Source organism: Nibricoccus aquaticus (assembly GCF_002310495.1).
GTDB classification, from domain to species: domain Bacteria; phylum Verrucomicrobiota; class Verrucomicrobiia; order Opitutales; family Opitutaceae; genus Nibricoccus; species Nibricoccus aquaticus.
This window is the reverse complement of record NZ_CP023344.1, coordinates 2,330,660-2,357,191: the sequence shown is the minus strand read 5'-3', so window position 1 is coordinate 2,357,191 and position 26,532 is coordinate 2,330,660. Positions and strand designations below refer to the sequence as shown.

Sequence of the window (26,532 nt, the reverse complement as noted above, 5' to 3'; positions counted from 1 at the left end):
CGTCACCATGCGCAAATTCCTGACCGCCTCCGTTCTCATCGCCACGCTCCTCGCGCTGGCCCTCATCGCCTGGCACCCCAGTGCCCAAAAGCAGGATACCGCGCCCCGCCCAATCCTCACGTCCACGCACACCCCGGCTCCCGCACCCACCACTCCCGCTTCACCCTCTCAATCCGCCTTCACGCCCCGGCCTTCCTCGGCCCCCTCAGCTCCTCGCTCCTCCGTCCGCCCACCCGGCCTCCTCGGCGGCGGTCAACCCGTCCGCCTTCACGACATCCCCGTCGGTACGCCTCTGCGCGAATCCCTCGACCGCCTCCCGCCAGCAACGCTCACCGTCGCCCTCGCCCGCCTCAGCGCCCTCACCTTCAACGTCCTCGACGCCCAGTCCTTCCGCGCCGACTCCACCGGCTTCATCTTCGCCAGCTGCCCCGCCCCCTCCGCCGCCGCCCTCGAATCCCTCGACAACGCCTCCACACCCCCCGTCACCACCGCCGCTGCCGTCCCCATCGCCTCCGTCCCCGTTTACCACAGCCGCCCCGGCGCCACCCGCGTCATCTACCTCGATTTCAACGGCCACATCGTCACCGGCACCCAGTGGAACACCGGCACCGACTCCTCCCCTTCCTACGACTGCCTGCCGTATGACATCGATGGAGACATCACCACCTTCTCCGATGACGAGCAGACCCGCATTCAACGCATCTGGGCCCGCGTCGCCGAGGATTACGCCCCCTTCGAAGTCGATGTCACCACCGAGCAGCCCGCTCTCTTCACCCGCCACACCGCCCGCGCCCTCATCACCCGCAACACCGACCGCAACGGCATCGCCCTCCCCTCCTCCACCGGCGGCGGCGTTGCCTACCTCAATGTTTTCTCCCGGGCCGACTACGTCGGCTCCTACTCACCCGCCTTCATCTACGCCAACAACCTCGGCTCCGGCAGCGGCGCCTACACCGCCGAGGCCGTCTCCCACGAGGTCGGCCACAACTTCGGCCTCTCTCACGACGGTGTAGCCGGCGACTCCTCCGGCTACTACGACGGCCACGGCGCCGGCGAAATCTCCTGGGGCCCCATCATGGGCAGCCCCTTCGGCATGGCCGTCACCCAGTGGTCGAAAGGCGAATACACCGGCGCCACCAACACGGAGGACGACTTTGCCATTCTCAACGGTTACCTCAGCTACCGCACCGACGACACCGGCAATACCACCGCCGACGCCCGCGCCGCCACTATCTCAGGCACCAGCCTTTCCGCCACCGGCCTGATCGAGACCCAGGGCGATACCGACGTCTTCAGCTTCACCTCCACCGGCTCCGGAGCCTTCTCCCTCACCGCCCTCCCCTACATCGACACCGCCACCAGTCACACCGGCAACCTCGACATCCAGCTAGAGCTCCTGTCCTCCACCGGCACCGTCCTCGCGCTCAACAACCCCGCCACCTCCCCCCGCGCCAGCCTCGCCACCACCATCACCCCCGGCACCTATTACCTCCGCATCACCCCCTCCGCCGCCGGTACTCCGCTCGCCACTCCACCCACCGGATACACGATCTACGGCACCCGCGGCCAGTTCACCCTCGCCGGCACCATCCCCGCCCCCGCCTCCGTCACCTACGCCACTTTCCTCACCCAATACTTCACCTCCGGCGAACAACTCGATACCGCCATCTCCGGCCCCGCCGCCGACCCCGACGGCGACGGCCTCAACAACCTCCTCGAGTACGCGACCGCCCGCCACCCCCGCCAGCCCGACGCCCCGTCTACCGCCACCGCCGGCCTCTCCGGTTCGTATCTGACACTCACCTACGACCGCCGCACTGACACCGCCGATCTCACCTACACCGTCCAGGCCAGCGACGACCTCCTCGTCTGGTCAACGCCTTCCAGCATCGAGCAGCTCAGCGTCACGCCGCTCACCGCCACCCTCGAACGCGTCACCGTCCGCAACACCGCCGCCACCGCGCCCCGTCGCTTCCTGCGCCTGCAAGTCACCACGCCGTAAAATCACGCGCGCCCCTCCTTCGGTCTGCAACCCCGGCGCGTATATCCGTGCATTTGGCACCCGCGCGCCGCCCTACGCACTGCAAAATCCCACGGCCAGCACCCCCCCCCTGTTCCGTGCCACCTTCATGCCCACGCACTTAGGCATTCACCGGGTTTCTGGCATCCCGGGAGCTAACGACCACCCACGGCCTCCCGGCCATAACCAACTAGAAAACAACTACACCCTCATGAAACCCTCCCTCCTCAAACCCGCTGCCACCACCGCCGCCCTCCTCGTCGGCCTTGCCTGCGTTACAGCTCACGCCCAGGAAATTCCCGCGCCCACCTCCGCCACCGAACCCTCCCGTTTCGCCCTCGTCGTCGAAGGCGGCACCGTCGGCTTCGGCCCTTCGGTCATCTATACCATCAATCCCAAGTGGACCGTCACCGTCGGCTACACCTGGCTTGATCACAATTACGACGTCGAGTCGGACGATAACAAATACGACGGCAAGCTGAAGCTCTCCAACTTCAAAGCCCTCGCCAACTACCACCCCTGGGGCGGCTCATTCCACTTCTCCGGCGGCGTCTTTGCTACCGACAACAAAATCGACGTCACCCTTCGCCCCACCGAGCGCCAAACCTACAAGATCAACGGTAACGAATACAGCAGCACCTTCATCAACTCCCTCGGCGGCAGCGCCACCTTCGAGGACGACATCGCTCCTTATGTCGGCATCGGCTGGGCCAAAAATCCCGCCAACAGCGGCTTCTCCTTCTACGCCACCCTCGGCGTATTCTTCGCCGGCGACGCCAGCGCCAACCTCACTGCCACCGGCCCCATCACACTCAATCCGCAGTTCCAGTCCGACCTGCGCGCCGAAGAACGCGACATCAACGACGACCTCGAAGACCTCGGCGCCTATCCCGTCGCCCAGCTCGGCGTTCTCTACCGCTTCTAAAGCAGCTTAAAGAAATCACCGTATTTTTGGGGGCCGAGACCGCGCGCCTCCACGGTTGGCGCTTTTAGCCTCCCTCATCCAAGCCGCTTCCTCTGGAAGCGGCTTTTTCATTTCCCTGCTTGGACAACCGGCCCGCCCCCGCCGATAGTCCGCTCTCATGCTCACGCACCTCGACGCCCGCAACCAACCGCAGATGGTCGATGTCGGCGCCAAAGCCATCACCCGCCGCACCGCCCACGCCGTCGCCACTGTTTCACTACCACCCGAACTCGCCCGCCTCATCGCCGGCGACGAGATCCAATCGAAAAAAGGCCCCGTCTTCCAGACCGCCATCCTCGCCGGCATCATGGGCGCCAAAAAAACCAGCGACCTCATCCCCCTCTGTCACCCGCTCCCGCTCGACGACTGCAAAATCCAAATAGAAACCCGCCCCCCCGCCTCCGACGGCTCGGCCGACGTCCTCATCCACGCCCGCGCCACCACCCACGGCAAAACCGGCGTCGAGATGGAGGCCCTCACCGCCGCCAGCATCGCCGCCCTCACCCTCTACGACATGGGCAAAGCAGTCTCCCACGGCATCGTCATCCGCGACCTCCGCCTCCTCGAAAAAACCGGCGGCAAATCCGACTACCACGCCCCCTGATCTCACAGTGAAAACCGTCCACCTCCAGTACTTCGCCCTCCTCCGCGAACAACGCGGCCTCACCTCCGAAACCCTCGCGACCTCCGCCGCCACCGCCGCCGGGCTCTACGCCGAACTCCGCGCCCGCCACGCTTTCACGCTCCCGTCTGAACGCCTCCGCGTCGCCATCGACAACGAGTTCGCCCCCTGGTCCACCCCGCTCGCCGACGGCGCCCACATCGTCTTCATTCCCCCCGTCGCCGGCGGCTGAACGAGCACGACCCGGTTTGAATTGGGAACTCAGGAACACTGGAAAAACCCGATCTCAGAACTTTGCCTCCTCCGTTTCCAGAGTTCCTGAGTTCCAGATTAGTTTCCCATCACCGCCGTCCCTTCCGTTTCTGCTCTCCTGATTTCCACATCCCATCCTCGCCAGCTTCACTTCACGCCTAGCGCCCGCGCGATCGCATCAGCCAGCGTCTGAATCGCAAACGGCTTTGCCACGAATTCCTTAAACCCGTGCGCCTTCGCCTTCGTCGCGTCGAGCTGCCCGCCAAACCCCACCGCCAGGATCATCGGCAGCTCCGGCCGCACCGCCCACACCGCGCGCGACAAATCCAGCCCCGTCACCCGCGGCATGAGATAGTCCGTGATCACCAGGTCGAACTCGTGCGGATTGTTTACCAGCCGGTCCCGCGCCGCCACCGGATCGGTCAGCGCCACCGCCTTGTATCCAAGACGCTCCAACAACCGCGCCCCGATCTTCGCCACGCTCGGCTCGTCATCCACGAATAAAATCTTCTGCCCCGCCCCGCTCACCGGCGCCGCCACCGTGCCCGCTTTCCCCGTCGCCACGCCCTTCAGCGCAGGCAGATAAACCGAAAACACCGTCCCCTTGCCCGGCGTGCTCTCGACGAAGATCGCGCCGTCATGCGCCTGCACCGCGCCATGCACCACCGCGAGTCCCAGCCCGGTTCCATGGCCCACGCCCTTCGTCGTGAAAAACGGCTCGAAAATCCGCTCCACCGTCGCCGCGTCCATCCCGCACCCGTTGTCCCGGACCTCCAGCAACACGTACTCTCCCGTCCTCAGCGGCGGCCGTGAACGCGCGCGCGCATCGTCCATCTCCGCCGCCGCCAGCGTCACCGTCACCAGCCCGCCCATCGTCCCCATCGCCTGCGCCGCGTTTGTGCAAAGATTCAGCACGATCTGATGGATCTGCGACTCGTTCCCCAACACCGCCCGCTGCGCCCCCAGCTCCGCGCGCAACTCCACCGACGGCGGCAGCGTCACCGTCACCAGCTTCAACGCCTCCTGCACCACCGCGTCGATCTCCACGCGCTTGCGCTCCACCGGCTGCTTCCGGCTGAACGTCAGAATCTGCCGCACCATGTCCCGCGCCCGACCCGACGCCGTGAGGATTTCGTTCACACTGTCCCGCAGATGCGGCCCCGTCGTCTCGCGCGGCAACTCCAGCTCCAGCAACTCTGCATGAGCCATGATCGCGGTGAGGATGTTATTAAAATCATGCGCGATCCCGCCCGCCAGATTCCCGATCGCCTCCATCTTCTGCGCCTGCCGCAGCTGCGTCTCCAGCCGCGCACGCTGCACCTCCGCCAGACGCCGGTCGGTCACATCCTGGATGATCCCGATCGCCCGCCGCGGACTCCCATCGGCATCGCGATAGATGTGCCTCCGCACAAACACATGCCTCACCCCGCCATCCGGCCTCAGTATCCGGTGTTCCACTTCCAACCCCGTCCGGTCCCTGTCCGCCACCCGTAAGGTCGCCAGCACCCGCTCGCGATCCTCCGGGTGAATCCGCTCCGCCATCCACTCCCGCGAGACCGGCCCCGCGATCGGCTCGAATCCGCAGATGCGAAACGCTTCGTCCGACCACACCATGTCCATCGTCTCCAGATCCCGCAGATAACTCCCCGTCTGTCCGAGATTCTGCGCGTACCGCAGTACTTCCTCGCGAATGCGCAGCGCCGCCTCCGCTTCCTGCCTCACCGCCACTTCCTTTTCCAGCGCCTGCACCATCTCCGTCAGCTGGTCGTTGAGCTGCCGGATCGCCTGCTCCGACGCCTTCAAATCTTCATTCGCGCCCTCCAGCTCCACCACCTTCAACTCCAGCTTCAGCGACAGCCGGTGCGTGTACTCCTCCATCACCGTCGCGTCCGCATCCAGCGGCTGCGGCTCGCGCGGTGGCGCCGACTTCACCTTCGCCACCACGTCCGTGATGATCGCCATCAACTGATCCGGCTCCACCGGCTTCACCACGAAACGATCCGCCCCCAGCCGCACCGCGAACTGCTCGTCCGCCCGGTCCGTGTACGTCGCCGTATAAAAAATAAACGGCAGCCGGCACCACCGCGGATGCTGCCGCAACGCCCGGCACAGCTGGAACCCGTCCATCCGCGGCATCAACGCATCGGATACCACCACGTCCGGCGGAGCCAGCTTCGTGTTCCCCAGCAGCTCCAGCACCTCCAGCCCGTCCGCCACCGCCGACACCTCGTGCCCCAACCCTGCGAACAACTGCTGCAACAGGTAACGGCTCTCGGGATGATCTTCTGCGACGAGGATTTTCATGAGGGATCGGATGAAGCGGGAGGAAGCAACCGGATGACTCGGCGGACAAACTCGTCCACGTCGAAAGGTTTTTCGAGATAATCAGAGAATCCTTTCTCCAGCGCCCGCTCCCGATCCGCCGGATGCGCATACGAGGTGAATGCCATGATCGGCACCCCCGCCGTCGCCGGAGCCGCCCGCAACCTCCCCGCCGCCTCGTACCCGTCCATCTCCGGCATTTCTATGTCCATCAGCACCAGATCCGGCGTCCGCTCCCGCGCCATCCGCACCCCCTCCGCGCCATTCGCCGCCGCAACCACCTCGAACCCGTTTTTCTCCAGGATGAACCGCGCCAGATACCGGTTGGCGTCATTGTCTTCGATGATGAGGACGAGGCGTTTCATCGCTGGATCACTATTCATACCGGTTTCGCTCCTCCCGGTTTCAGAGTCTTGCGCGGCAACGTCACCGTGAAACACGAACCCTCCCGATAAACGCTCTCCACCACGATCCTCCCGCCCAGCAGATCCAGCAGCTTCCGGCACAAATGCAGCCCCAGCCCCGTGCCTTCATACACCCGCCGCGCCGACCCATCCACCTGCCGGAACGCCTCGAACAACAACGGCAGATGCTCCGCCTTGATCCCGATGCCCGTGTCGCGCACCCGCACCACCACTTCGCCCGCGACCGACTCGCACTCCACCGTCACACTCCCGCGTTCCGTGAATTTCACCGCATTATTCGCCAGATTCAAAATCACCTGAAACACCCGCTGCCGGTCCGAAAAAATCCGCACCGCTCCTCCCACGCAACGCGACCCATACGCCAGCCCCCGCTGCGTCACCATCGGCGCCAGCACCGCCTCCACTTCAGATAACACTCCTGCCAGTTCGAACTCCTCCACCGACACCTCCATGTGCCCGGACTCGATCCGCGACAGATCCAGCAGATCGTTGATCAACGACAACAAATGCCGCGCCGACCCGCGCACCATATCGATCTGCTTCTCCTGCTCCCCATTGAGCGGCCCCGCCAGCCCCTGCCGCAGGATCGAGCTAAACCCGATGATCGAGTTGAGCGGCGTCCGCAGCTCATGGCTCATCGTCGCTAAAAACTCCGACTTCAACCGGTCCAGCTCCTTGAGCTGCCCGTTCGCCGCCGCCAGCTCCGCCGTCCGCTCCTCCACCCGCCGCTCCAGACTCAGATTCAACATCAGCACCTCGTCCTCAGCGCTTTTCCGCTCGCTGATGTCCGTGATGAATCCCACCAGCGTGCTCACCGTCCCATCCCCCTCGATCTGCGCCTCGCCCCGCTCCCACACCCACCGCACCTCGCCCGAGCGATGCCGGATGCGATACTCGTAGGAAAACGCGTTCCGCCCGCTCGCGATCGCCGCCTGCGTCTCGCGCCACAACCGGTCCCGATCCTCCGGATGCACCAGGCTCGCGAAGTCCAGCACCCGGTTGTGTTCCAGCTCCGCCGGCGTGTAGCCCGTCAGCTCCTTCGCCCCGTTGCTCACGAACGTCATCGTCCACTGCTTGTCGTTGCGACAACGATACACCATCCCCGGCAGATGCCCGACCAGCGACGACAGGAAACGCTGGCTCTCCCGCAGCGCCTGCTCCGCCCGCTTCCGCTCTGTGTTGTCCACAAACGTCACCAGCAGGCACATGTCGTCCCCCAGCGACACCGCCGCCGCCGACACGATCACGTCCACCGGCTCCCCCGTCCTCGGCCGCAACCGATACTCCCGGTCCCGCAACTCCCCATCTCGATCCAGCGTCTGCAAAAATAGCGCCCGGTCCGCCGGGCTTTCCCATATCCCGGCATCCAGACTCGTCCGCCCCACCACATCCTCGCGCTTGCGATCCACCATCTGCAAAAACCGGTCGTTCGCATCCAGGATCGTCCCATCCCTCCGCCGGCTGATGATCTTCGCCACCGGACTCGCCTGGAACGCGTGCAAAAACCGCTCCTCCGACTCCCGCAGCAACGCCTCCGCATTCAACCGCTGGCTCACATCCAGCACCAGTGACGACACACCGATCACCTGCTCGTTCTCGTCCAGCAACACCGTGTTGTACCACTCGCAATCGATGATCCGCCCGTCCCGCGTCAGATTCTGATTATAGTGCCGGTACCCGCCGCGCGTCGCCAGCAAGTCCGCCCACAACGCCTTCACCTCCGCCCGCTCCGCCTCCGGCACGATGAACAACCCGTTCCGCCCCAGCGCATCCCCCGCGCTCCACCCAAACACCGCCTCCGCCGCCGGATTCCACGAGAGCACCGTCATGTCCGGGCTCCAGTCCACCACCCCCAGCGGCGTGTTCTCCAGATGCAGCCGTAACCGCTGCTGGCTCCGCCACAACGCATCCTCTGCCCGCCGCCGCTCCGTCACATCGATGCTCACCCCCAGCGCACCCGTCACCAACCCTCCGATACGGATGGGCGAAACAATCCAGTGATAATGCGCCTGCTGCCCGCCGGTCTCCTCCGTCGTCTCTCCGCGCACCGTCTCCCCGCCCAGCGCCCGCCGGTTATTCTGCGCATACGCCTCGGCCACCTCCGGCGGCAGGCTCAGCTCCTCCGGCGTCGCCCCGATCCCTTCCCCGCAACGCTCCCGCAGCCGCCGGCTCTGGAGCGTGTACCGCCCCGCCGTATCCACCGCCCAGATCTCCACCGGCGCATTCGCGAACACCGCCTCCAACTCCGCCTCCCTCAATCCCCTCTGCCGCACTTCCTCCTGCAACCGCAGATTCGCCGCCAGCAACTCCCGCCGCCGCGTCTCCACCGCCTGCGCCATCGTGTTGTACGTCTCCGCCAGTCGCGTCAGCTCACGCGGCCCCTCCACCGGCACCGTCCGCAAACCCGATTCACCCGCTAGCCCCTCGGCCGCCGCCCGCAACTGCTCCACCGGTCGCCACAACACATGCGCCAGCCACGCCGCCGTCAGCACCGCCAGCCCCGTCACCCCCAGCACCAGCAACCAGATCCACTGCCGGTTCCCCTCCAGCTTCGCCAGCGCCGCCGCCTCGTCGAAAACCACCGCCACCAACCACGGCGGCCCGCCCGCCGCCAGCCGGCGCGACGCCACCAGCCTCACGCCTTCCTCCGTCTTCACGCGAAGCGTCAACATTCCCCCGCCCGCACCCGCCCCATTTCTCAAAAACGTCGTCAGCTGCGGCAGCACCGGGTCCAGCGGCGATGCCGCGCCTTCACCCCGCCCCGCACTCATCGCCGGATGCGCGATCAACACCGCCCCCGCCTCCGCCACCTCCATCACCAGCGCGTATCCCGTCTGGTCCGACGCCCCGTTCTTCAAAAACCGCGACAGCTCCCGCATGTCGAAATCCACATCCCACACCCCCAACAACGCCCCCGCCCCGCTCCTGACCGGCAACGCATGCGTCACCCCCAGCACCTCCGGATGCCAGTCGTTCCCCACAAACGGGTACGCCCGCGTCCACACCGGCCCCGTCGCCCCCCGCGCCTGCTGATAAAACGGCCGCGTCCTCGGATCGTACCCATCCCACGGCTCCGTCTTCTCCAGCTCGAAACCCTCCCGCGTCACCCGGTGCTGCCGGATTACCCGCTCGCCCGACGGCAACAACAGGTATTCACGCAACCGGCACGCCGAGTCCTCCCGCCGCTCCAGCATCGCATACTCCCCCGTCGCCTCCACCGCATAGCCCAGATAAGTGAACTCCTCCCGCTGCGCGAAACTCGACGCCAGCCGCAAAAACACCGGCAAAAAATCTTTCGACGCCAGCCCGCCCTCCGGCGTCAGCTCCCGGCTCACCCGCCCCTGCCGCTCCGCCGCCTCGAGCAACCCGTCGATGCGCCCTTCCACATGCTGGATCTTTTGCGCCAGCAACGCCGTCGCCAGCTCCTCCGCCATCTGCCGTGACTGCCGGCTGAGCAACGCCCCCAAAAGCCCCATCGCCCCCAGCACCACCGCCGACATCCCCAGCAAAATCAGCGTCCGGAATGACCATCGATAAGAAGGAGCATGCGGCGGTAGCACGCCCCCCATCACTCACGCGCCCCGCTACCGAGTCAAGAAACCGGCCCGCTCGTGCCCGCACAATCCGCCGCCTTCACTCCCTTTTCGGCGACAGCACCGCAATCAACTCCGCCAGCACATCATCGCACGCCAGCTTCAGCCTCTGCCCCGGCGCCTCGGCCGCATCACCCGGCGCGGCCAGCCGCTTCTTCGCCTTCGCCAGCAACGCCTCCTTCACCTCATGCAACGCCCCTGCCCGCATGAACTCATCCACGGTGCCCTGCCTCCCCATGATCACGGGCAGCAGCGCGTCTCCTATCCAGATCTTCCACTCGTCGCGCTCCGCCACATACACCACCAGCACGCCATCCGCCGCCAGCCCGAGCTGACCAGCCTGCTCCTTCACGTACGCCCCAAGCTTCCGCCCTTCCGTGCCCGCCGGCGCCTTGTCGAGCAGACGAAAAAAAACCTTCCTCCCCGTCACCCGCTCAAAAGCCGCCAGCTTGAAATTAAACGCCCGCGCCCTCGGCGGCTCCGCCGGCAGCAAATGCCCCGGATCGTCGAAAAACACCCGCGGCTCCGCTCCCTCGCGCCCCGCCCGCGCCTCCAAGGCTTTCGCGCTCAGCGCAGCGAACACATCCGGATCGGCCCGGAACCCCTCCGCTTCGGTGCCCACACGCCGGATACGAACCTCCATCGCGTCCCCCGGCTGGATCGTCGGCAGCGCCTCCACCCCGCTCACCACCCGTCCGAACACCGTGTGCAGATAATCCAGCCGCACCACCGGCTCCAGCGTGAGAAAAAATTGCGACCCGTTCGAGTCCGGCCCCGTGTTCGCCATCGAGAGCACCCCCGCCGCATCGTGACTCAACCCCGGCACGAACTCATCGGGAAACGTGTATCCCGGCCCGCCCTCGCCCCGGCCCAGCGGATCGCCCCCCTGCACCACGAAACCCGGCACCACCCGGTGAAAAATCAGCCCGTCGAAAAACGGCCTCCCTTTCTGCGGCCCGAACACTCCTTCCGCCAGCCCTACAAAACTCATCACCGCCAGCGGCGTTTTCTTAAAAAATAACTCCGTCGTGATCACTCCGCGCGGAGTCGTGATGTCCGCATAAAGCCCCGCAGGCAGCCCGGCGCCAGCCGCGTCATCCGCGCGAGCCACCACGCCGCAAGCACAAAGCCATGCCATCCACCCCAGAAACAATCCCGCCGCCCGCCGCACTCGATTCATGCGCAAAAACGTGAGACGCCCCAAAAGTGCAGGCAACGTTTGTTTGACCGGGGAAAATACGCATCCGCCCCCAGGCCTTCCGCCACGCCCGCCCACTCGCCAACCAACAGTCGCTGCTTCCATCACCTGCAAAAAATCCGCGCCAGAGCGCGGATGTCACAGACTAAAACGCGCGATCTGCCGCCGCGGCCCGGCCCAAGGCGGACCACTAGCCGGCAGCGACGCCATCACGTCAAAAACGAGCAGATGTACTCCGCGACCCCCCCAGCGACCTCGATCGTGAAGCCGCTCTTGGCCGGAACATCGAAAAACTCGCCCGCCCCGTAGCTCTTCACCGCAGTCTGCCCGTCGAGCGTCACTTTGCAGGCACCCGCGACGATCTCCATGCGTTCGGCGGCGTCCGTACCGAAGTGATACGACCCGGCGTAGATGAGCCCGAGCGTCTTCTTGCTGCCATCAGCAAAGAGCACCGAGTGGCTGACGACTTTGCCGTCAAAATAAACATTGGCCTTGGTCACGACCGTGACCCCGGCGAATTGAGCAGGGAGAGTTGCCATAAGAAAACACGTCATCGCAGCGCCTGCCCCGCGCCGCAAGCCGAAGGTTGAAACAAGGGTGCGCGGTTGGAATGCGCCGTCCCGGCGCGTTGAGCGATGCTATCCGCATTTCCACGTTTTATTTTTCGCCATCGCCCAACGTGCGCAGAGCACCCGCTCACCTCAGAGCCGCGTTGTTTATGACAACCTCCAGACGCAACAAGAGCCAGTCTCTCGACCGGCTCTTGTGCCTGCGGTGCGGTGGTAAGACCGCGCCTCATGGTGTGTGGTGTTAGTCTCTGCTGGCCGGGAAAAACTTAGAGCTGGTAAGCGCCGAGGAGCTTCTCGACACGGCTCTTCTCGAACTTCGCGAAAACGGGCAGGCCGTTTTCGTAAGGAACAGGCGTCTCGCCCTGAATCAGCGGCTGGGCATAGCGCACGAACTGATGATTCATGCTGGTGCCGTCTTCGTTGATCCACTCGCGCGGGAGCTTCTTCACGCCATTCGCGATCTCGCTCAGCGGAGCGAGCCCGGTCTCGACGGTGTAGTGATCGGCGTCACCGCGGAGCAGCGTCACCATCACATCGGTCTCGCCCTTGATCGCTGCCTTGACGGCCGCCTGGCCGGCGAGGAATGCCTCATCGGCATCCGTCTTGGAACCGGCGTGAGCCGCCGCGCGCTGCGTGATGCCGAGCTTGGCAACACGGGCTTTGATCCCGGGGAGATTCTGCTCAACCAGCGACTTCAGGTACTCGCCGGCACCGCCGAGCTGAGCGTGGCCAAACGAGTCGGTCGCCTCAGCCGCCGAGACGTAATTGCCATCCGCATCGACGAGGCCTTCGCCCACGACGATCATGCAATACTTCTCGCGCTTCAGCACGCGCTGCACGTCAGCGACGAACTTCTCAGAAGAGAACGCGACCTCAGGCAAATAGATCAGATGCGGAGCATCATGTGGGTGATCGCGGCGTTTTGCGAGGGATGCGCCAGCGGCGATCCAGCCCGCATTGCGGCCCATGACTTCGAGAATGGAAACAAGATCGTTCTGGCCCATCGCCTCGTTATCGCAGGCGAGTTCGCGCACCGTGGTGCTCACGAACTTGATCACGCTGCCGTAGCCGGGGCAGTGATCGGTCGAGGGAAGATCGTTATCGATCGTCTTCGGAATGCCGATGACGCGGAGCTCGTAGTTCTGCTCCTGAGCGAGCTTGGAAATCTTGTCCGCCGTGTCCTGCGAATCGTTGCCGCCCGCGTAGAAGAAATAGCGGATGTTGTGCGCCTTGAAAACCTCGAGCACGCGCTCGAAATCCTGCTGCTTCTTGAGCTTGTAACGGCAGGTGCCGAGAGCGGCGCCGGGCGTATGGCGGAGATTACGGATCGTCTGCTGCGACTGCGCGGCGAGATCGATGAAGTCCTCGTTGAGGATGCCGAGCACGCCATTCAGCGAACCGTAGATCTCTTCGATTTCACCATGGTTCAGCGCTTCGGCGACGACACCTGCAAGGCTGGCATTGATAACGGCGGTGGGGCCTCCGGACTGGCCTACCAAGACATTTCCTACGAGTTCGGACATGGCGGTAATTGTGGATGAAAGGTTAAAAACAACGTGAACGACAAAGGAAGCGGAGCGCTCTTACCGCTGGCAAACCCAAATTTCCACCTCTGTCCCCGAAGTCCCGCATGCATCAAAAAGAGGTTGCCGCTCACCTTCGCCCTGCACACTTCCCGATCAGTAGTCTTCATCTGGCGGTGGAGTTCGGCCCGGCGAGCCCCGCCCCATTGCAGTCCGGTCACCCCACACATGCGCCTGCACCTTCCTTTCATTCTTTTGCTAATCGCCGGCGGACCACTCATGGCCTCTCCGCCCGCTTCATCCAAGCCGCCCGCCCCTTCGCAGGAAAAATCCAAATTCGTCTTTTCTCTCCTGCCTCGCTCGCTTCAAAGCCGTCCCAGCCTGGATCTGGTCGGCCTCACAGAAATGACTGAGGACGGCCGGAAAATCCCGGAGCCGAGCCCCGAAAATCCGGTTTACTACCAGGCAAATATCTCGGGCGACCACACCGAGGGCGAAAACAGCCGCACCCAGCAGAAAATCGATCCCGTCCGCCTTGAGGCCAGCGTCCGGAACGCACTTGAAAAAGCCGGCTATAAAAACACCGACGCCGCGCATCCACCGACCCAGGTCCTGTTCATCATCTGGGGATCTCACAACACCATCAGCAAAACGGACGATGAGTCATTTTTGCCACCGCCAGACTACTGGACCAACATCCTTTCCCGGGCCCGGCTCGTAGGGGGCACCAAATTCGCAGCCGACTTCGAGAAGGCGCTCTCCGATCAATTCCGTTCCACCGTAGATATGGGGATTGGCAATCCACTCTACCGCTTCACCAATCGCGATGAATTGACCCGCGAGTTGGTCGCACAGATCTACGAAGACTGCTACTACATCGTCATCACCGCCTACGACTTTGCCTCCCTGGTGAAAAAAGAGCGGAAACTGCTCTGGAGAACAAAAATCACCACCTCCTCAAACGGCATATCCCTTGAAGAAACCCTGCCGACGCTCGTCAGCACATCATCCGCTTATCTCGGACGCGACGTGCCCACGCCGATAATCAGCATCAAGCGGATCGATCGCAAAGGCGCGGTGACGCTCGGCACTTCTGAAGTCGTGGAAACAATCCAAGCAAAGCCGCCTGAGTCGCCCCCCAAGAAGCCCCAGGGGAACTCGCAGCCGGCTCCGGCGAAATAAGCGCCGCCCGCCTTACAACAGCTTCCCCGGCTGATACGCCGACGCGCCCTTAACTCCCTTCGTCACCCGCGCGACTTCGCCGACAAACGTATCCACTTGCTGCGGCGCCGCGCCGACGAACCGACTGCCTTCCGACAAAATCTTCTCCAACTTCGGCCGCCCAAGCCCCAGCCGTGCATCGCCTGCGAGACGCCCAACCAAGTCCGCATCGCCGCCGCCCGAGCGCATCGCTTTCGCCGCAGCGAGCGCGTGCTCCTTGATCGCCTCATGCGCAGTTTCACGACCTGCGCCGCCTTTGACCGCTTCCATGAGAATCGTCGTCGTCGCGAGAAACGGCAGATTGCGCGTGTTCTCCGCCGCGATCGCCGCCGTGAAAACATCCATCTGCTTCAGCACCGTGAGGAACGTCTCCAGCAATCCGTCGATCGCGTAGAACGCATCCGGCAACGCCACGCGGCGCACCACCGAGCACGAGACATCGCCCTCGTTCCACTGATGTCCCGAGAGTGCGCCCGTCATCGTCACGTAGCCGCTGAGAATCGTCGAAAACCCGCAGATGCGTTCGCAGTTACGCGCGTTCACCTTGTGCGGCATCGCCGACGACCCGACCTGCCCCGCCTGAAAACCTTCCGTGAGCAAGCCCTGCCCCGCCATCAACCGCAGCGTCGTCGCAAAACTCGCCGCCGACGCGCCCAACTGGTGCAACGCCGACACGACCTCGAAGTCCAGGGAACGCGGATACACCTGCCCCACCGCGAACAGCGCCTGCTTGAAACCCAAGTGCTTCAAAATCGCCTTCTCCAGCTTATCGACCTTCGCCGCACTGCCGCCAAAAAGCGTCAACTGATCCAGCTGCGTTCCCACCGCGCCCTTCAACCCGCGCACCGGATAACGCTCGATCAACTCCACCAGCCGCGCGTAAGCCCCCAGCACTTCCTGCCCAAACATCGCCAGCCGCTTGCCCAGCGTCGTCGGCTGCGCCGCCACGTTGTGCGTGCGCCCCGTGAGCATCACGTCACGATGCGTCTTCGCCTGCTTCGCCAATCCGATGAGCGCCGCCGCCGCCTTCATTTTAACGACGCCAAGCGAGCGATGAATCTGCAGCTGCTCCACGTTCTCCGTGAGATCTCGGCTCGTCAGCCCGAGATGGATAAATTCATGCCCCGCCAGGCCCGAAAACTCCTCGATACGCGCCTTCACATCGTGAAGCGTCTTCCGCTCCCGCGCATCGATCGCCGCTAGGTCGATCTGGCTCTTCACTTTCTCGTACGCCGTGATCGCCTCCGCCGGAATTTTCAGCCCTAGCGTGCGCTGCCCCTTCATCACTGCGATCCAGTAATCGCGCTCGATCCCGATGCGCCCCGCTGGAGACCAGATATCCTTCAACGCCGGCGAGGCGTAGCGTTCGGCAAGCACGTTGGGAATGGCAGCTGCGACAGTTTCTTGGGACATGATTGCGCGAAGCTAAGAGCCCCCGCCCATCCTCCGGCAAACCCCAAAACACCACCGCCCTACACATCGTCTCTCCCCAAACTCCCCAACACCTCCGCCCCGCCTTCTTTGCGCCTTCGCGCCTTTGCGTGCCCCACTTCGATCTCCGCCCCACCTCACTCCTCCGTCGGAAACGCCCGCTCCAACGCCGCCTGCGCGATCGCCTGCACCGCGACGAGCACCACAAGAAACAACGCCCCCCACCGCACCTCCGTCTTCATCAGATACTCTCCCTCCACAAGGAAGATCGCCAGCGCCAGGCCAAACACATCCAGCATGCTCCAACGCCGCGCGATCATCATCTGCCGGTGCGCATCGTGCGCCGGATGCCCCTTCCTCCGCAGCAACCACCAACGCCACGTCGCCAGCCAAGCGATCAGCGGCGCCACCAATAAAAACGCCCCGATGATCACCATCGGCGTGTACGCCTCTTCCTGCCACAGCGTCGGCACCAGTTGCACGATGCTGTAAGCGCGGTCCGAGAGCAGCCAGTCGCTGATCTTCAAAAACGGAAAACTCACCGCCCCGCCCAGCGCCACACCCGAAAGCATCAGCCAAAAACCGCCGCGCAACACCTCCGCCTTCGTGCCGCGATCGCGCGACGCCACCACCCCGGCCTCCGCCGTCGCCGCCAGCAACTCCCCCGCGATCATGCTCAACAAAATCGCCACGACAAACACCGGAATCCCCACCATCGGCGTCGCCCCCACCAGCATCTGCCCCGACGTCAGCGTCAGGATGATGCACACCAAAAACACATCCAGCATCGACCACTTCCCCAGCCGCTCCACCCACTCCAGCAACGGCCGGTTCCGCGCATTGATCTGCCCGGCCATGCACACGCCTGTCAGCACCGCCAGCTTCGCAAAAGGAAACACCACCGAAAACCCCACCACGAGCGCCGCCAGCACATAGAGCCCCGAACTCCAGAGCATCTTGATGGAGTTGATCAGCGAATACGGCTCGCTCGTCAGCCCCGTCCGCAGATCCATGAACGGCAAAAACAACACCGCCACATTGCACGCGAGCGACACCGCCAGCAACGCCGTCACCACGCCACGCCGCTTCGAGGAGATTTCAACATCGGCACTCATGCGGCGTTAAAACCAGCCCCGGATTCACGCGCATTCGCAACCCCGCTACCAATCAGCCTCTCCGTCCTTTGCGCCTTCGCGCCTTTGCGTGAGAAATCATTCATTGCCGCATCACGCCGACAAACACCGCACCGCCATATCGCGCAGCACTTCCTCCTGCTCGTCCGACCGCTTCACGATATCTCCAAACGCCACGATGAACTCCTGCTGATTATCGATCAGCCTGCGGAGCGTCGGCAGCTTCCCCGTGCTCGCGAGCTTTCCCACATACCACGCGTTCTGACTGAAAAGATTGTACGAACTCTTCTCCGTCGCTCCCACGAAATGCTTCCCATACGCCGCCTGCGCCTTCGGCATCCCATCGAGCCCGCGCGGCCCCAGCCGCACATCTCCCGCATCGATGAGCGCCCGCACTTGCAGCAAAATCCGGTTCCGGTTCTGCAACGCCGAGATAATCGGCCGCGCATCCCCGCCCGTGAAAAAATGCCGGTGCAACGCCGCCAGGGTCCACTTCAGATCCCCGCTGAAAAACGCCTCCGCCGCCTCGAAGAAATCCCCCTCCGCCACATTCGGCGTCAGCTCCGCGACGAACGCCTCCTCGATCGGTTTCCCTTCGCCTGCGTACGTCGCGAGTTTGTGCGTCTCCTCGATCAAGAGCCGCGTGTTCGCCCCCACTTTCGCGAGTAACAACTGCAACGCACCTTCCCCAAAATTCACGCCCAGCTCCCGCGCCTCCGCCAGCACCACACCCGCGAGCGCCTCCGCCGCACTGTCGCCATCGCCGCCGACCAGCAAAAAATCCGCCGTCTTCTCGCACCACTTCGGAAACGCCCGACGCCGGTCCACCGGCGTCGCCGTGATCAGCACCGTCACCTGCTCCGGATCGATCGTCTCCAGCAGCTCTTTCAAATCCTCCACCAGCTTCAGCGTGCTCTCCGCGCGACCCGTGACCGTGTCCGCCAGGAAGTTCACATCCTTGAACCACACGAGCCGCTTCCCTCCAAACATCGACACCGTCTGCACGCTCTCGCGGAACCGGTTGATCGCCGTCTCCACCTCGCCGACGTTCCCCGCAAATCCGCTTAGCACTTCTCGCGAAAACTCATCCGTCACCTCCAGCGCCAGTTCCTCGAAACGCGCCTTCCCCGCGCGGTTGACCAAAAAATCATCCGCGCCGCACACGAAGATAAAGGGTTTAGCGGCGGCCATCCCGGGCACGATGCGACCCGCCCCAACATGAACAAGATTTAATCCGCCGTTCACCTTCCATTCATCCCGGCCACGTACGCTCTGGGCAACTCGTCCCCCTTTCCCGCATGAAACCCAGCTCCCCCTCCGCCGCGTCAGCCGCCTCCCGCCCCGGCCCCTTGCCCACCCTTTTCCGCTCCCTCCTCGAACGCCGTCACGGCGGCGTCCTCCTCTTCATCCTGCTCTTCGCGTCCACGTCCCTCCTCATCCGCGTCGCGCTCCTCATAAAGTCCCTCCCCGCCGCCAACCTCTCCCCCGCCCTCTTCGCCTCCTTCGGCTGGGGTTTCCTTTTCGATCTCGGCACCGCCCTCCTCTTCTCGCTCCCGCTCGTGCTGCTCCTCGCGCTCCTGCCCGAAAAATTCTTCGACCGCATCTGGGCCCGCGCCTGCGCCCACCTCGGCATGTTCCTCATTCTCGCCCTCCTCGTCTTCGGCGCCGTCTCCGAATGGGTTTTCTGGGACGAATTCAGCGCCCGCTTCAACTTCATCGCCGTCGACTACCTCGTCTACACCCAGGAGGTCGTCGGCAACATCCGCGAATCCTACAACATGCCGCTCATCTTCGGCGGCATCGCCCTCATCGCCGCCGTTCTCTACGCGCTCGTCCTCCGTACCGGCCTCATGCGCCGCTGGCTCGACGACACCGCCGAGCTCCCCCGCCACCGCTGGCTCGCCGCCTCCGGCTGGATTCTCGCCGCCACCGTCGCCGCCTTCGCCCTCAACTCCGAACAGCTCCCCGCCTTCGCCAACAACTACCACCGCGAACTCGCCAAAAACGGCCTCTGGTCCTTCTTCGCCGCCTTCCGCAACAACGAGCTCGATTACGACCAGTTCTACGCCACCCGCGACATCGACCAATCCTTCGCCAACATCCGCCACGAACTCTCCGCCGACGGCTCCACCCCCCTCGGCAACAACCCGCGCGACACCCTTCGTTTCATCCGCAACCCCGGCCCCGAGCTCAACCCCAACGTCATCCAGATCACCGTCGAAAGCCTCAGCGCCGACTTCCTCTCCACCTTCAACCGCGCCTCCCACCTCACCCCCAACCTCGAAGCCCTCGCTGCCAAAAGCCTCGTCTTCGAAAACTTCTACGCCACCGGCACGCGCACCGATCGCGGCATGGAAGCCCTCACCCTCGCCATCCCGCCCACCCCCGGCCGCTCCCTCGTCAAGCGCCCCGAAAACGAAAACCTCTTCACCCTCGGCTCCGTCTTTCGTAGCCGCGGCTACGATACAGCCTTCATCTACGGCGGCTACGGCTACTTCGATAACATGAACGCCTTCTTCGGCCACAACGGCTACCGCGTCGTCGACCGCGCCTCCGTTGCGAAGAAAGACATCACCTTCGCCAACGCCTGGGGCGCCTGCGACGAAGACCTCCTCAGCTGGACCCTCCGCGAGGCCGACGAATCCGCCGCCTCCGGCAAACCGTTTCACTTCTTCGTCATGACCACGTCGAACCACCGCCCGTTCACCTACCCCGACGGCCGCATTGACCTCCCCTCGAAAGTTTCCGGCCGCGCCGGCGCCGTGAAATACACCGACTACGCCATCGGCCAGTTCCTCCGCGCCGCCGAAAACAAGCCCTGGTTCAAAAACACCGTCTTCGTCATTGTCGCCGACCACTGCGCCTCCGTCGCCGGCAAGACCGAGCTCCCCGTCCAGAACTACCACATCCCCCTCTTCATCTACGCCCCCGGCGGACAAGTCGCCCCCGGCCGTATCCGCGATCTCACGTCGCAGGTGGACTACGCGCCCACCCTCCTCGGCCTGCTCAACTGGAGCTACGCCAGTCGCTTCTACGGCTGGGATGTTCGCAAAGCCACCGGCGACCGCCGCGCCCTCATCGGCAACTACCAGCGCCTCGGCCTCTACGAACCCGGCGAACTCGTCATCCTCAACCCCCGTCGCCAGGTCGATCAATTCACCGGTACCGCCGAGTCCGGCACCTTCACCCGCGTCCCCGGCACACAAGAAGAGGAACACGAGACCATCGCCTACTACCAGACCGCCAGCTACCTCTACAAAACCCACGGCTACAAAGCCCTCACCCCCGACGAACAACACCGCGCCTCCCTCGGCGCCGAACTTTCGTCAACCGCTCCCACCTCCGACCTCCACGCCGCCCGCTGATCCCTGGGAGCGCCGACGTCCCCGTCGGCATCCGAAAACCTCACTCTAACAACACCTGCCTCATCTCTCCGTCGCTTTCCCTTTTTGCGCCCCGTGCGCCTTTTGTGGCCAAGCCAGACGCCAGGAACTTACCCGCAACCGCCCACCTTCGCTCCCTTCGCTTCTTCGCGAGACACTCTCCGATTCTCTCCGCACTCCGTGAACTCCGCCCCGCTCAATCTTGCCCGCACCCTCTGGCCCGCACTCGCCCTGCTCGCCGGCGCGCTCGCGCTCTTTGAGCTCACCTCCATCGACCTCCTCCTCCAGGACCACCTCTACAACTTCACCACCCGCCAGTGGCTCATCGACGGCACCGCCCCGCTCCCCCGCCTCTTCTTTTATCAAGCACCTAAAATTTTCCTGATCCTCTTCGCGGTCTCACTCCTCGCCCTCCTCCTCGGTCCCGCCCGCTGGCGCACCTTCTTCCACTTTCCCTCCCCCACCGACCGCCGCGCCCTGCTCGCCGTCCTTCTCACCCTCGCCTCCGGCCCCGCTCTCATCGGTATCGGCAAAGCCGTGACCAACATCTTCTGCCCCTCCGAGATTTCCAGATACGGCGGCGATGTCGCCTACATCCGCGTCTTCGAATGCTACCCGCCTGGCCAGCGCCCCGCCCGCCGCGGCCGCTGCTTCCCCGCCGGCCACGCCTCCGGCGGCTTCGCCCTCCTCAGCCTCGCCGCCCTCGCCCGCACCCGCCGCGGCCAGCTTACCGGCATATCCATCGGCCTCGCACTCGGCGGCATCATGGGTGTCTATCAAATGCTCAAAGGCGCCCACTACCTCAGCCACACCGTCATCACCGCCCTCGCCTCCTGGCTCATCTTCCTCCTCTGGCACCACCTCGCGACCCGCCTCCCACTCAAAGCCTCCCACCCCTCGACCGCCTGACCCGCCGCCCTCCTGTAAATCCTGTCCTCCTGTCCAAAAAATTCTCCGCCTTTCCCGACCGCACAAACACGCCCAAGTCCCTTCGCTCCTCCTTCGCCCCTTTGCGTCTTCGCGATTCCATTCTCCACATCCCACACCAACAGACTCTCCGCCACCGCCTCCCATGAAATCTCCGCTACTCCCCGCCCTCCTCGCCGCACTCCTTCTCACATCATTCGCCTCGCGCGCCCCCGCCGCCGAGACCCCACTCATCGCCGACAAACCCCAATCCCGCATCGAGTACGCCGTCACCGCCACGATGGATTCCTTCACCGGCAAACTCATCTCCTACACCCTAGACCTCTCCTCCGACCCCGCCACCCCCGCCAAAATCACCCGCGCCGAACTCCGCTTCCGCTTCGCCGACCTCCGCTCCGACAACGCCAAACGCGACCAGCAGATGCGCGACTGGCAGAGCACCGAGCAATTCCCCGAAGCTCTCTTCACCCTCACCACCCTCGAACCCGCCGCCACCCCCGGCCGCTTCACCGCCCGCGGCCAGTTCATCTTCCACGGCATGACCCGCGACCTCGTCTTCCCCGTATCCATTTCCTCGAGCGAAGACGGCCTCCACGTTATCGACGGCGAAGCCCGCATCGACACCCGCGACTTCGGCCTTCCCATCATCCGCAAATTCGGCCTCCTCAAAGTCGACCCCGTCGTCGTCGTGAAACTCCACCTCCAGGCCCGCCCCGCCCCCGCCAAATAACCCGCCCGACCTCTTTCCCTTCCTCTTTCGTCAGACCCTCCAATTCCGACCGCACTCCGCCCACGCCATGCCCCACCATCCCGCACCCGCCGACCCCGACGCGTCCCTTCTTCTCGAAGCCCTGCGGGAAAACTCCCCCGGCCACTCCGCCGTCGAGCCCCACCTCCGCGCCGCCCTCACCGACGCCACCGCCAACCCCGGCCGCCTCCTCCGCGCCCGCCTCGTCTTCCGCGCCGCCCTCACCCACGGCCTCGACGAAACCGACGCCCTCACCCTCGCCTGCGCCGTCGAGTACTACCACCTCGCCTCCCTCCTCCTCGACGACCTCCCCTGCATGGACAATGCGGATACACGCCGCGGCCGGGTCTGCACCCACCGCATCCACGGCGACGCCACCGCCATCCTCGCCGCCCTCGCCCTCATCAACCGCGCCTACACCCTCGCCGCCTTCTCCCTCTCCCACCTCCCCTCCGGCCTCCGCCTCCGCGCCCACGCCACGCTCGACGCCGCCCTCGGCACCGCCGGCATCCTCGGCGGCCAGGCCCGCGACCTTCGCTTCGCCACCAGCGACCGCTCCGCCCGCGAAGTCGCCGCCATCGCCGCCGGCAAAACCGGCACCCTCCTCACCCTTGCCATCTACCTCCCCGCGCTCCTCGCCGATCCTTCCTCCGCCGAGCTCCACCACCTCAAAGCCCTCTGCCTCTACTGGGGCCTCGCGTATCAGGCATCCGACGACATCCACGACCTCCTCTCCAACCCCGCCACCTCGGGAAAAACCACCGGCCGCGACCGCGCCCTCGCCCGCCCCAATCTCGCCCTCGCCCTCGGCATCCCCGCCGCCCGCCGCCGCCTCCACCGCCTCGCCCGCCAGGCCTCCGCCACCCTGGAAAAACTCTCCGCCTTCCACCCCCGCTGGCGCTACCTCGCCGATTTTCAAAACGCCTTCCTCGCCCCCATCCTAGCCCGCGAAGCCGCCGCCTGAGCCCGCACCCGCACCATGCGCTTCCTCCGCCTCGTCCCCACCAACCTCCTCCGTCACCGCCTCCGCGCGCTCATCGGCGTCGCCGGCATCGGCTTCGGCGTCGCCGCCATGCTCACGATCCTCGCCATCGTCACCGGCGCCATCGGCATGTTCGAACGCATCCTCGCCACCGACTCCCACTGCCTCGTCTTCGAGAAAAACGTCTCCGACCTCTTCTTCAGCTCCGTCACCACCGACCAGGTATCCGGAATCCGGGCACTCCCAGAAGTCGAGTCAGCAATGCCCCTCCTCTTCGGCATCGTCTCGGCCGACGACCACCCGATCATCACCTGCTTCGGCCTCGACCCCACCGACCCCCGCCTCGCCAAAGCCACCTGGCTCGCCGGCTCCGCCGCCACCTTTGGGAAAAACGACAACGACATCTACCTCGGCTCCCGCGCCGCCGAATTCCTCGACGCGAAACTCGGCGAAAAAATCGACATCGGCCGCGGCACCTTCGTCGTCGGCGGCATCTTCAAAACCGAAAACGGATTCGAAGACGGCGGCGTCTTCCTCCCCCTCAAATCCGCCCAGGCCTTCTTCCACCGCGAAGACCTCTGCTCCATCATCGCCGTCAAACTCCGCGACCGCGACGCCGCCTCCGCCTTCAAAACCGCCGTCGAAAAACTCCACCCCGGCCTCACCGCCCTCGAAAACCGCGAGTTCAACCAAAGCTACACCCAGTTCAAAATCCTCCACTTCACCGCCTGGGCCGTCGGCGTCTGCGCCTTCCTCCTCGGCGGTCTCGGCGTCGCCAATACGATGCTCCTCTCCGTCTTCTCCCGCATCCGCGAGATCGCCATCCTCCGCGTCTGCGGCTTCTCCACCGGCCAGGTCTGCGCCCTCATCTTCGGCGAAGCCGCCGCCATCGCCGCCGCCGGCCTCGTCCTCGGTTTTTCCCTCGGCCTCGGCGTCCTCACCATCCTCGAACACCTCCCCGATTTCCAAGGCTACATCCAGGCCTCGATAAAACCTTCCATCGTCCTGGGCATTGTCGCCACCGCCCTCTTCACCGCCGTCGCCGGCGCGATCTATCCCGCCCGCTATGCCGCCCGCATCCAGCCCGCCGACGCCCTGCGCTATGAATAACGCCAACGCCATCGCCTCCGCCAAGGACGTCTGGAAATCCTTCGACCAGGGCCGCGTCACCGTCCTCCAGGGCGCCAGCCTCTCCGTCCGCCCCGGCGAAATCGTCGCCCTCTGGGGCGCTTCCGGCTCCGGCAAATCCACGCTCCTCCACCTCCTCGGCGGACTCGACACCCCCGACCGCGGCGAACTCCAGGTCTGCGGACTCGACCCTCGCAACGAACGCGACCGCCTCATCCTCCGCCGCCAGCACCTCGGCTACGTCTTCCAGCTCCACAACCTCATCCCCGACCTCACCGTCGCCGAAAACCTCCGCGTCCCCGCCCTCGCCATCGGTCGCGACACTTCCGATACAGAAGCCCGCCTCCGCTCCCTCGCCGAATCCGTCGGCCTCTCCCACCGCCTCGCCCACCGCATCCAGGACCTCTCCGGCGGCGAACGCCAGCGCACCGCCATCTGCCGCGCCCTCATGAATTCGCCCAAAGTTCTCCTCGCCGACGAACCCACCGGCTCGCTCGACGAAAAGACCGGAGAAACCGTCTTCGCGCTCCTCCGCACTCTCGCCGAACGCGACAAGATCGCCGTCATCCTCGCCACCCACGAACGCCGCTTCGCCGAAGCCTGCCACCGCATCTTCCGCGTCCGCGACGGCCAGCTCAGCCCCCTGTGAAAACCTCCTCTCAACTCACGCGCCTCCCACCAGGCGCGCCTGGCACTCCATTAGCCAAAAATCCCGCCCCTCCCTCCGAAGGTAGGGACAATGCTCCGCATTGTCCGTCCGACTCCCCTTCGCTTCTTCGCGAGACATCCTCCGTTCTCCCCGCCCCCACCGCCCGCGCCCTCCAGCTCCACAGCCTCTTCTGGCTCGTCGCCGCCAACCTCGTCGGCCTCCTCCTCGCCGCCGAACTCCTGTATCCCGATCTCGGCGACGCCCTCGCCCCGCTCACGTACGGCCGCTGGATGCCCCTCCACCTCGACTGGCAACTCTACGGCTGGTGCTCCCTCCCGCTAATCGGCGCCCTCACCGCCTGGCTCACCCCCTCCGACCACTCTCAACTCTCAACAATCAACCTTCAACTCCCCCAGCGGGCCGTCCAAGGCGCGCTCTGGCTCTGGTCGCTCGCGCTCGCCCTCGGCGGCGCGTCCTGGCTCTCCGGCGAAACCAGCGGCAAACTCTTCCTCGACTGGCACGGCTGGGCCCGCCCGCTCCTCCCGCTCGCCATGACCGCGCTCTGGACCGTCCTCGCCGCCCGCCTCTGGTGGTTCCGCCAAAACTTCTCCCGCCCCGGCCTCCTCGCCCGCGCCGCCTTCCTCCTCATCCTCCTCGCCGTTCCCTCCGCGCTCTACTGGTCCGCCGGCGACGACGTCTACCCGTCCGTCAATCCCCACAGCGGCGGCGCCACCGGCGCCAGCCTCCTTGGCTCCACTCTCGGCATTGTCGCAATCTTCGGCCTCCTCCCCGCCTTCCTCGGCATCCGCCCAACCGATACACGCTCCGGCCCCCACCGCGCCTTCTGGGCCTTCTTCGCCTTCTCCTGCGCCGCTTTCGCCACGCTCGACCACGGCCACGCCAGCCACCACGCCGCCGGACAAATCATCGGCCTCTCCCTCCTCCTCGGCTGGCTCCCGATTGCCTGGCTCTACTTCCGCCGTTTCGCTTGGACTCCCGCCTCCCGCCCTTGGCTCGCAGCGGCCTTCGTCTGGTGGTCACTCCTCGTCGTCACCGGTCTCCTCACCTTCCTCCCCGGCCTCTCCGAACGCCTCAAATTCACCCACGGCCTCGTAGCACACGCCCACCTCGCCATGGCCGGCCTCGTGACAAGCGTCCACGTCGTCATCCTCAACGAACTCCGCGCCACCCGCCCGCTCCGCACCGGCTTCGTCCTCTGGCAATCCGCCTGCGCCCTCTACGTCACCACGATGATGATCCTCGGCTGGCAGGAAAACACCCACGCCTCCGAACTTTTCCGCTCCGAAACCTGGACCCAGTTCCTCCTCGCCGCCCGCCTCCTCGCCGGCCTCGCCATGACCACGGTCTCCCTCCGCTGGCTCCTCACCGCCTCCCGCTAACCCTTCCGCCCTTCGTCATTCGGCCTTCGACCTTCGGATTTC

General features: G+C 65.0%; 21 protein-coding genes. 12 read left to right on the top strand and 9 right to left on the bottom strand.

Annotated elements, in window-relative coordinates:
* The first annotated feature begins 7 nt into the window (after positions 1–7).
* From CMV30_RS09570 to CMV30_RS09555, 4 genes are all read left to right on the top strand, one after another.
* Positions 8–2,002: a zinc-dependent metalloprotease family protein gene (locus CMV30_RS09570; RefSeq protein WP_096055815.1), complete on the top strand. Its 1,995-nt coding sequence runs from the start codon at positions 8–10 to the stop codon at positions 2,000–2,002.
* Positions 2,003–2,231: 229 nt separating this feature from the next.
* Complete coding sequence (locus CMV30_RS09565) at positions 2,232–2,945, top strand: hypothetical protein (RefSeq protein ID WP_096055814.1); 714 nt, start codon at positions 2,232–2,234, stop codon at positions 2,943–2,945.
* 157 nt (positions 2,946–3,102) lie between these two features.
* Entirely contained in the window at positions 3,103–3,588 is a 486-nt protein-coding gene (gene moaC / locus CMV30_RS09560) for a cyclic pyranopterin monophosphate synthase MoaC (protein WP_096055813.1), read from the top strand.
* Between the two features lie 7 nt (positions 3,589–3,595).
* Complete coding sequence (locus CMV30_RS09555) at positions 3,596–3,838, top strand: MoaD/ThiS family protein (protein WP_096055812.1); 243 nt, start codon at positions 3,596–3,598, stop codon at positions 3,836–3,838.
* Between the two features lie 167 nt (positions 3,839–4,005).
* Here the strand turns inward: CMV30_RS09555 and CMV30_RS09550 are convergent, their stop codons facing one another.
* From CMV30_RS09550 to CMV30_RS09520, 6 genes are all read right to left on the bottom strand, one after another.
* Entirely contained in the window at positions 4,006–6,162 is a 2,157-nt protein-coding gene (locus tag CMV30_RS09550) for a hybrid sensor histidine kinase/response regulator (protein ID WP_096055811.1), read from the bottom strand.
* Positions 6,159–6,545, bottom strand: a complete 387-nt coding sequence (locus tag CMV30_RS09545) for a response regulator (RefSeq protein WP_096057703.1) — start codon at positions 6,543–6,545, stop codon at positions 6,159–6,161. Before CMV30_RS09545 ends, CMV30_RS09550 begins: the two co-directional genes overlap by 4 nt.
* 14 nt (positions 6,546–6,559) lie before the next feature.
* Positions 6,560–10,165 carry a PAS domain S-box protein gene (locus CMV30_RS09540; RefSeq protein ID WP_175414808.1) on the bottom strand — a complete coding sequence of 1,202 codons (3,606 nt, stop codon included), beginning with the start codon at positions 10,163–10,165 and terminating at the stop codon, positions 6,560–6,562.
* A gap of 73 nt (positions 10,166–10,238) precedes the next feature.
* On the bottom strand, positions 10,239–11,378 hold the full coding sequence (locus CMV30_RS20055; RefSeq protein ID WP_217494486.1) for a peptidylprolyl isomerase: 1,140 nt from the start codon (positions 11,376–11,378) through the stop codon (positions 10,239–10,241).
* Between the two features lie 227 nt (positions 11,379–11,605).
* Positions 11,606–11,935 (bottom strand): pyrimidine/purine nucleoside phosphorylase, encoded by a 330-nt coding sequence (ppnP, locus tag CMV30_RS09525; RefSeq protein ID WP_096057702.1) that lies wholly within the window; start codon positions 11,933–11,935, stop codon positions 11,606–11,608.
* Positions 11,936–12,231: 296 nt separating this feature from the next.
* Positions 12,232–13,488 (bottom strand): 6-phosphofructokinase, encoded by a 1,257-nt coding sequence (locus tag CMV30_RS09520; protein ID WP_096055808.1) that lies wholly within the window; start codon positions 13,486–13,488, stop codon positions 12,232–12,234.
* A gap of 228 nt (positions 13,489–13,716) precedes the next feature.
* Between CMV30_RS09520 and CMV30_RS09515 the strand changes: the two genes are divergently transcribed.
* The gene (locus CMV30_RS09515; RefSeq protein ID WP_138223215.1) at positions 13,717–14,670 is read left to right on the top strand and encodes a hypothetical protein; all 954 of its coding nucleotides are present in this window, start codon (positions 13,717–13,719) and stop codon (positions 14,668–14,670) included.
* Between the two features lie 12 nt (positions 14,671–14,682).
* On the opposite strand, the gene purB is transcribed toward CMV30_RS09515, so the two are convergent.
* From purB to holA, 3 genes are all read right to left on the bottom strand, one after another.
* Complete coding sequence (purB, locus tag CMV30_RS09510; RefSeq protein WP_096055806.1) at positions 14,683–16,122, bottom strand: adenylosuccinate lyase; 1,440 nt, start codon at positions 16,120–16,122, stop codon at positions 14,683–14,685.
* 155 nt (positions 16,123–16,277) lie between these two features.
* A complete protein-coding gene (locus CMV30_RS09505) occupies positions 16,278–17,255 on the bottom strand; it encodes a paraquat-inducible protein A (protein WP_096055805.1) in 978 nt (325 codons plus the stop codon).
* Between the two features lie 111 nt (positions 17,256–17,366).
* The gene (gene holA / locus CMV30_RS09500) at positions 17,367–18,464 is read right to left on the bottom strand and encodes a DNA polymerase III subunit delta (RefSeq protein ID WP_096055804.1); all 1,098 of its coding nucleotides are present in this window, start codon (positions 18,462–18,464) and stop codon (positions 17,367–17,369) included.
* Between the two features lie 107 nt (positions 18,465–18,571).
* Here holA and CMV30_RS09495 point away from each other — a divergent pair, with 107 nt between their 5' ends.
* The 7 genes from CMV30_RS09495 (at position 18,572) to CMV30_RS09465 (ending at position 26,490) form a co-directional block, all read left to right on the top strand.
* The gene (locus CMV30_RS09495) at positions 18,572–20,638 is read left to right on the top strand and encodes an LTA synthase family protein (RefSeq protein WP_096055803.1); all 2,067 of its coding nucleotides are present in this window, start codon (positions 18,572–18,574) and stop codon (positions 20,636–20,638) included.
* A 198-nt stretch (positions 20,639–20,836) separates the two neighbouring features.
* Positions 20,837–21,565 (top strand): phosphatase PAP2 family protein, encoded by a 729-nt coding sequence (locus CMV30_RS09490; protein ID WP_175414807.1) that lies wholly within the window; start codon positions 20,837–20,839, stop codon positions 21,563–21,565.
* A 163-nt stretch (positions 21,566–21,728) separates the two neighbouring features.
* On the top strand, positions 21,729–22,313 hold the full coding sequence (locus CMV30_RS09485) for a YceI family protein (RefSeq protein WP_096055801.1): 585 nt from the start codon (positions 21,729–21,731) through the stop codon (positions 22,311–22,313).
* Positions 22,314–22,380: 67 nt separating this feature from the next.
* Complete coding sequence (locus tag CMV30_RS09480; protein WP_096055800.1) at positions 22,381–23,295, top strand: polyprenyl synthetase family protein; 915 nt, start codon at positions 22,381–22,383, stop codon at positions 23,293–23,295.
* A gap of 15 nt (positions 23,296–23,310) precedes the next feature.
* Positions 23,311–24,423 carry an ABC transporter permease gene (locus tag CMV30_RS09475; protein WP_096055799.1) on the top strand — a complete coding sequence of 371 codons (1,113 nt, stop codon included), beginning with the start codon at positions 23,311–23,313 and terminating at the stop codon, positions 24,421–24,423.
* Positions 24,416–25,090 (top strand): ABC transporter ATP-binding protein, encoded by a 675-nt coding sequence (locus CMV30_RS09470; protein WP_096055798.1) that lies wholly within the window; start codon positions 24,416–24,418, stop codon positions 25,088–25,090. Before CMV30_RS09475 ends, CMV30_RS09470 begins: the two co-directional genes overlap by 8 nt.
* Complete coding sequence (locus CMV30_RS09465) at positions 25,087–26,490, top strand: hypothetical protein (RefSeq protein ID WP_096055797.1); 1,404 nt, start codon at positions 25,087–25,089, stop codon at positions 26,488–26,490. Before CMV30_RS09470 ends, CMV30_RS09465 begins: the two co-directional genes overlap by 4 nt.
* The last annotated feature ends 42 nt before the right edge of the window (positions 26,491–26,532 follow it).

What these genes read in the sequence shown, in the direction of transcription:
- CMV30_RS09570 (WP_096055815.1), top strand. Translation starts at nt 8, where the DNA reads ATGCGCAAATTCCTGACCGCCTCCGTTCTCATCGCCACGCTCCTCGCG.
- CMV30_RS09565 (WP_096055814.1), top strand. Translation starts at nt 2,232, where the DNA reads ATGAAACCCTCCCTCCTCAAACCCGCTGCCACCACCGCCGCCCTCCTC.
- moaC (WP_096055813.1), top strand. Translation starts at nt 3,103, where the DNA reads ATGCTCACGCACCTCGACGCCCGCAACCAACCGCAGATGGTCGATGTC.
- CMV30_RS09550 (WP_096055811.1), bottom strand. Translation starts at nt 6,162, where the DNA reads ATGAAAATCCTCGTCGCAGAAGATCATCCCGAGAGCCGTTACCTGTTG.
- CMV30_RS09545 (WP_096057703.1), bottom strand. Translation starts at nt 6,545, where the DNA reads ATGAAACGCCTCGTCCTCATCATCGAAGACAATGACGCCAACCGGTAT.
- CMV30_RS20055 (WP_217494486.1), bottom strand. Translation starts at nt 11,378, where the DNA reads ATGAATCGAGTGCGGCGGGCGGCGGGATTGTTTCTGGGGTGGATGGCA.
- ppnP (WP_096057702.1), bottom strand. Translation starts at nt 11,935, where the DNA reads ATGGCAACTCTCCCTGCTCAATTCGCCGGGGTCACGGTCGTGACCAAG.
- CMV30_RS09520 (WP_096055808.1), bottom strand. Translation starts at nt 13,488, where the DNA reads ATGTCCGAACTCGTAGGAAATGTCTTGGTAGGCCAGTCCGGAGGCCCC.
- CMV30_RS09515 (WP_138223215.1), top strand. Translation starts at nt 13,717, where the DNA reads ATGCGCCTGCACCTTCCTTTCATTCTTTTGCTAATCGCCGGCGGACCA.
- purB (WP_096055806.1), bottom strand. Translation starts at nt 16,122, where the DNA reads ATGTCCCAAGAAACTGTCGCAGCTGCCATTCCCAACGTGCTTGCCGAA.
- CMV30_RS09505 (WP_096055805.1), bottom strand. Translation starts at nt 17,255, where the DNA reads ATGAGTGCCGATGTTGAAATCTCCTCGAAGCGGCGTGGCGTGGTGACG.
- holA (WP_096055804.1), bottom strand. Translation starts at nt 18,464, where the DNA reads ATGGCCGCCGCTAAACCCTTTATCTTCGTGTGCGGCGCGGATGATTTT.
- CMV30_RS09495 (WP_096055803.1), top strand. Translation starts at nt 18,572, where the DNA reads ATGAAACCCAGCTCCCCCTCCGCCGCGTCAGCCGCCTCCCGCCCCGGC.
- CMV30_RS09485 (WP_096055801.1), top strand. Translation starts at nt 21,729, where the DNA reads ATGAAATCTCCGCTACTCCCCGCCCTCCTCGCCGCACTCCTTCTCACA.
- CMV30_RS09480 (WP_096055800.1), top strand. Translation starts at nt 22,381, where the DNA reads ATGCCCCACCATCCCGCACCCGCCGACCCCGACGCGTCCCTTCTTCTC.
- CMV30_RS09475 (WP_096055799.1), top strand. Translation starts at nt 23,311, where the DNA reads ATGCGCTTCCTCCGCCTCGTCCCCACCAACCTCCTCCGTCACCGCCTC.
- CMV30_RS09470 (WP_096055798.1), top strand. Translation starts at nt 24,416, where the DNA reads ATGAATAACGCCAACGCCATCGCCTCCGCCAAGGACGTCTGGAAATCC.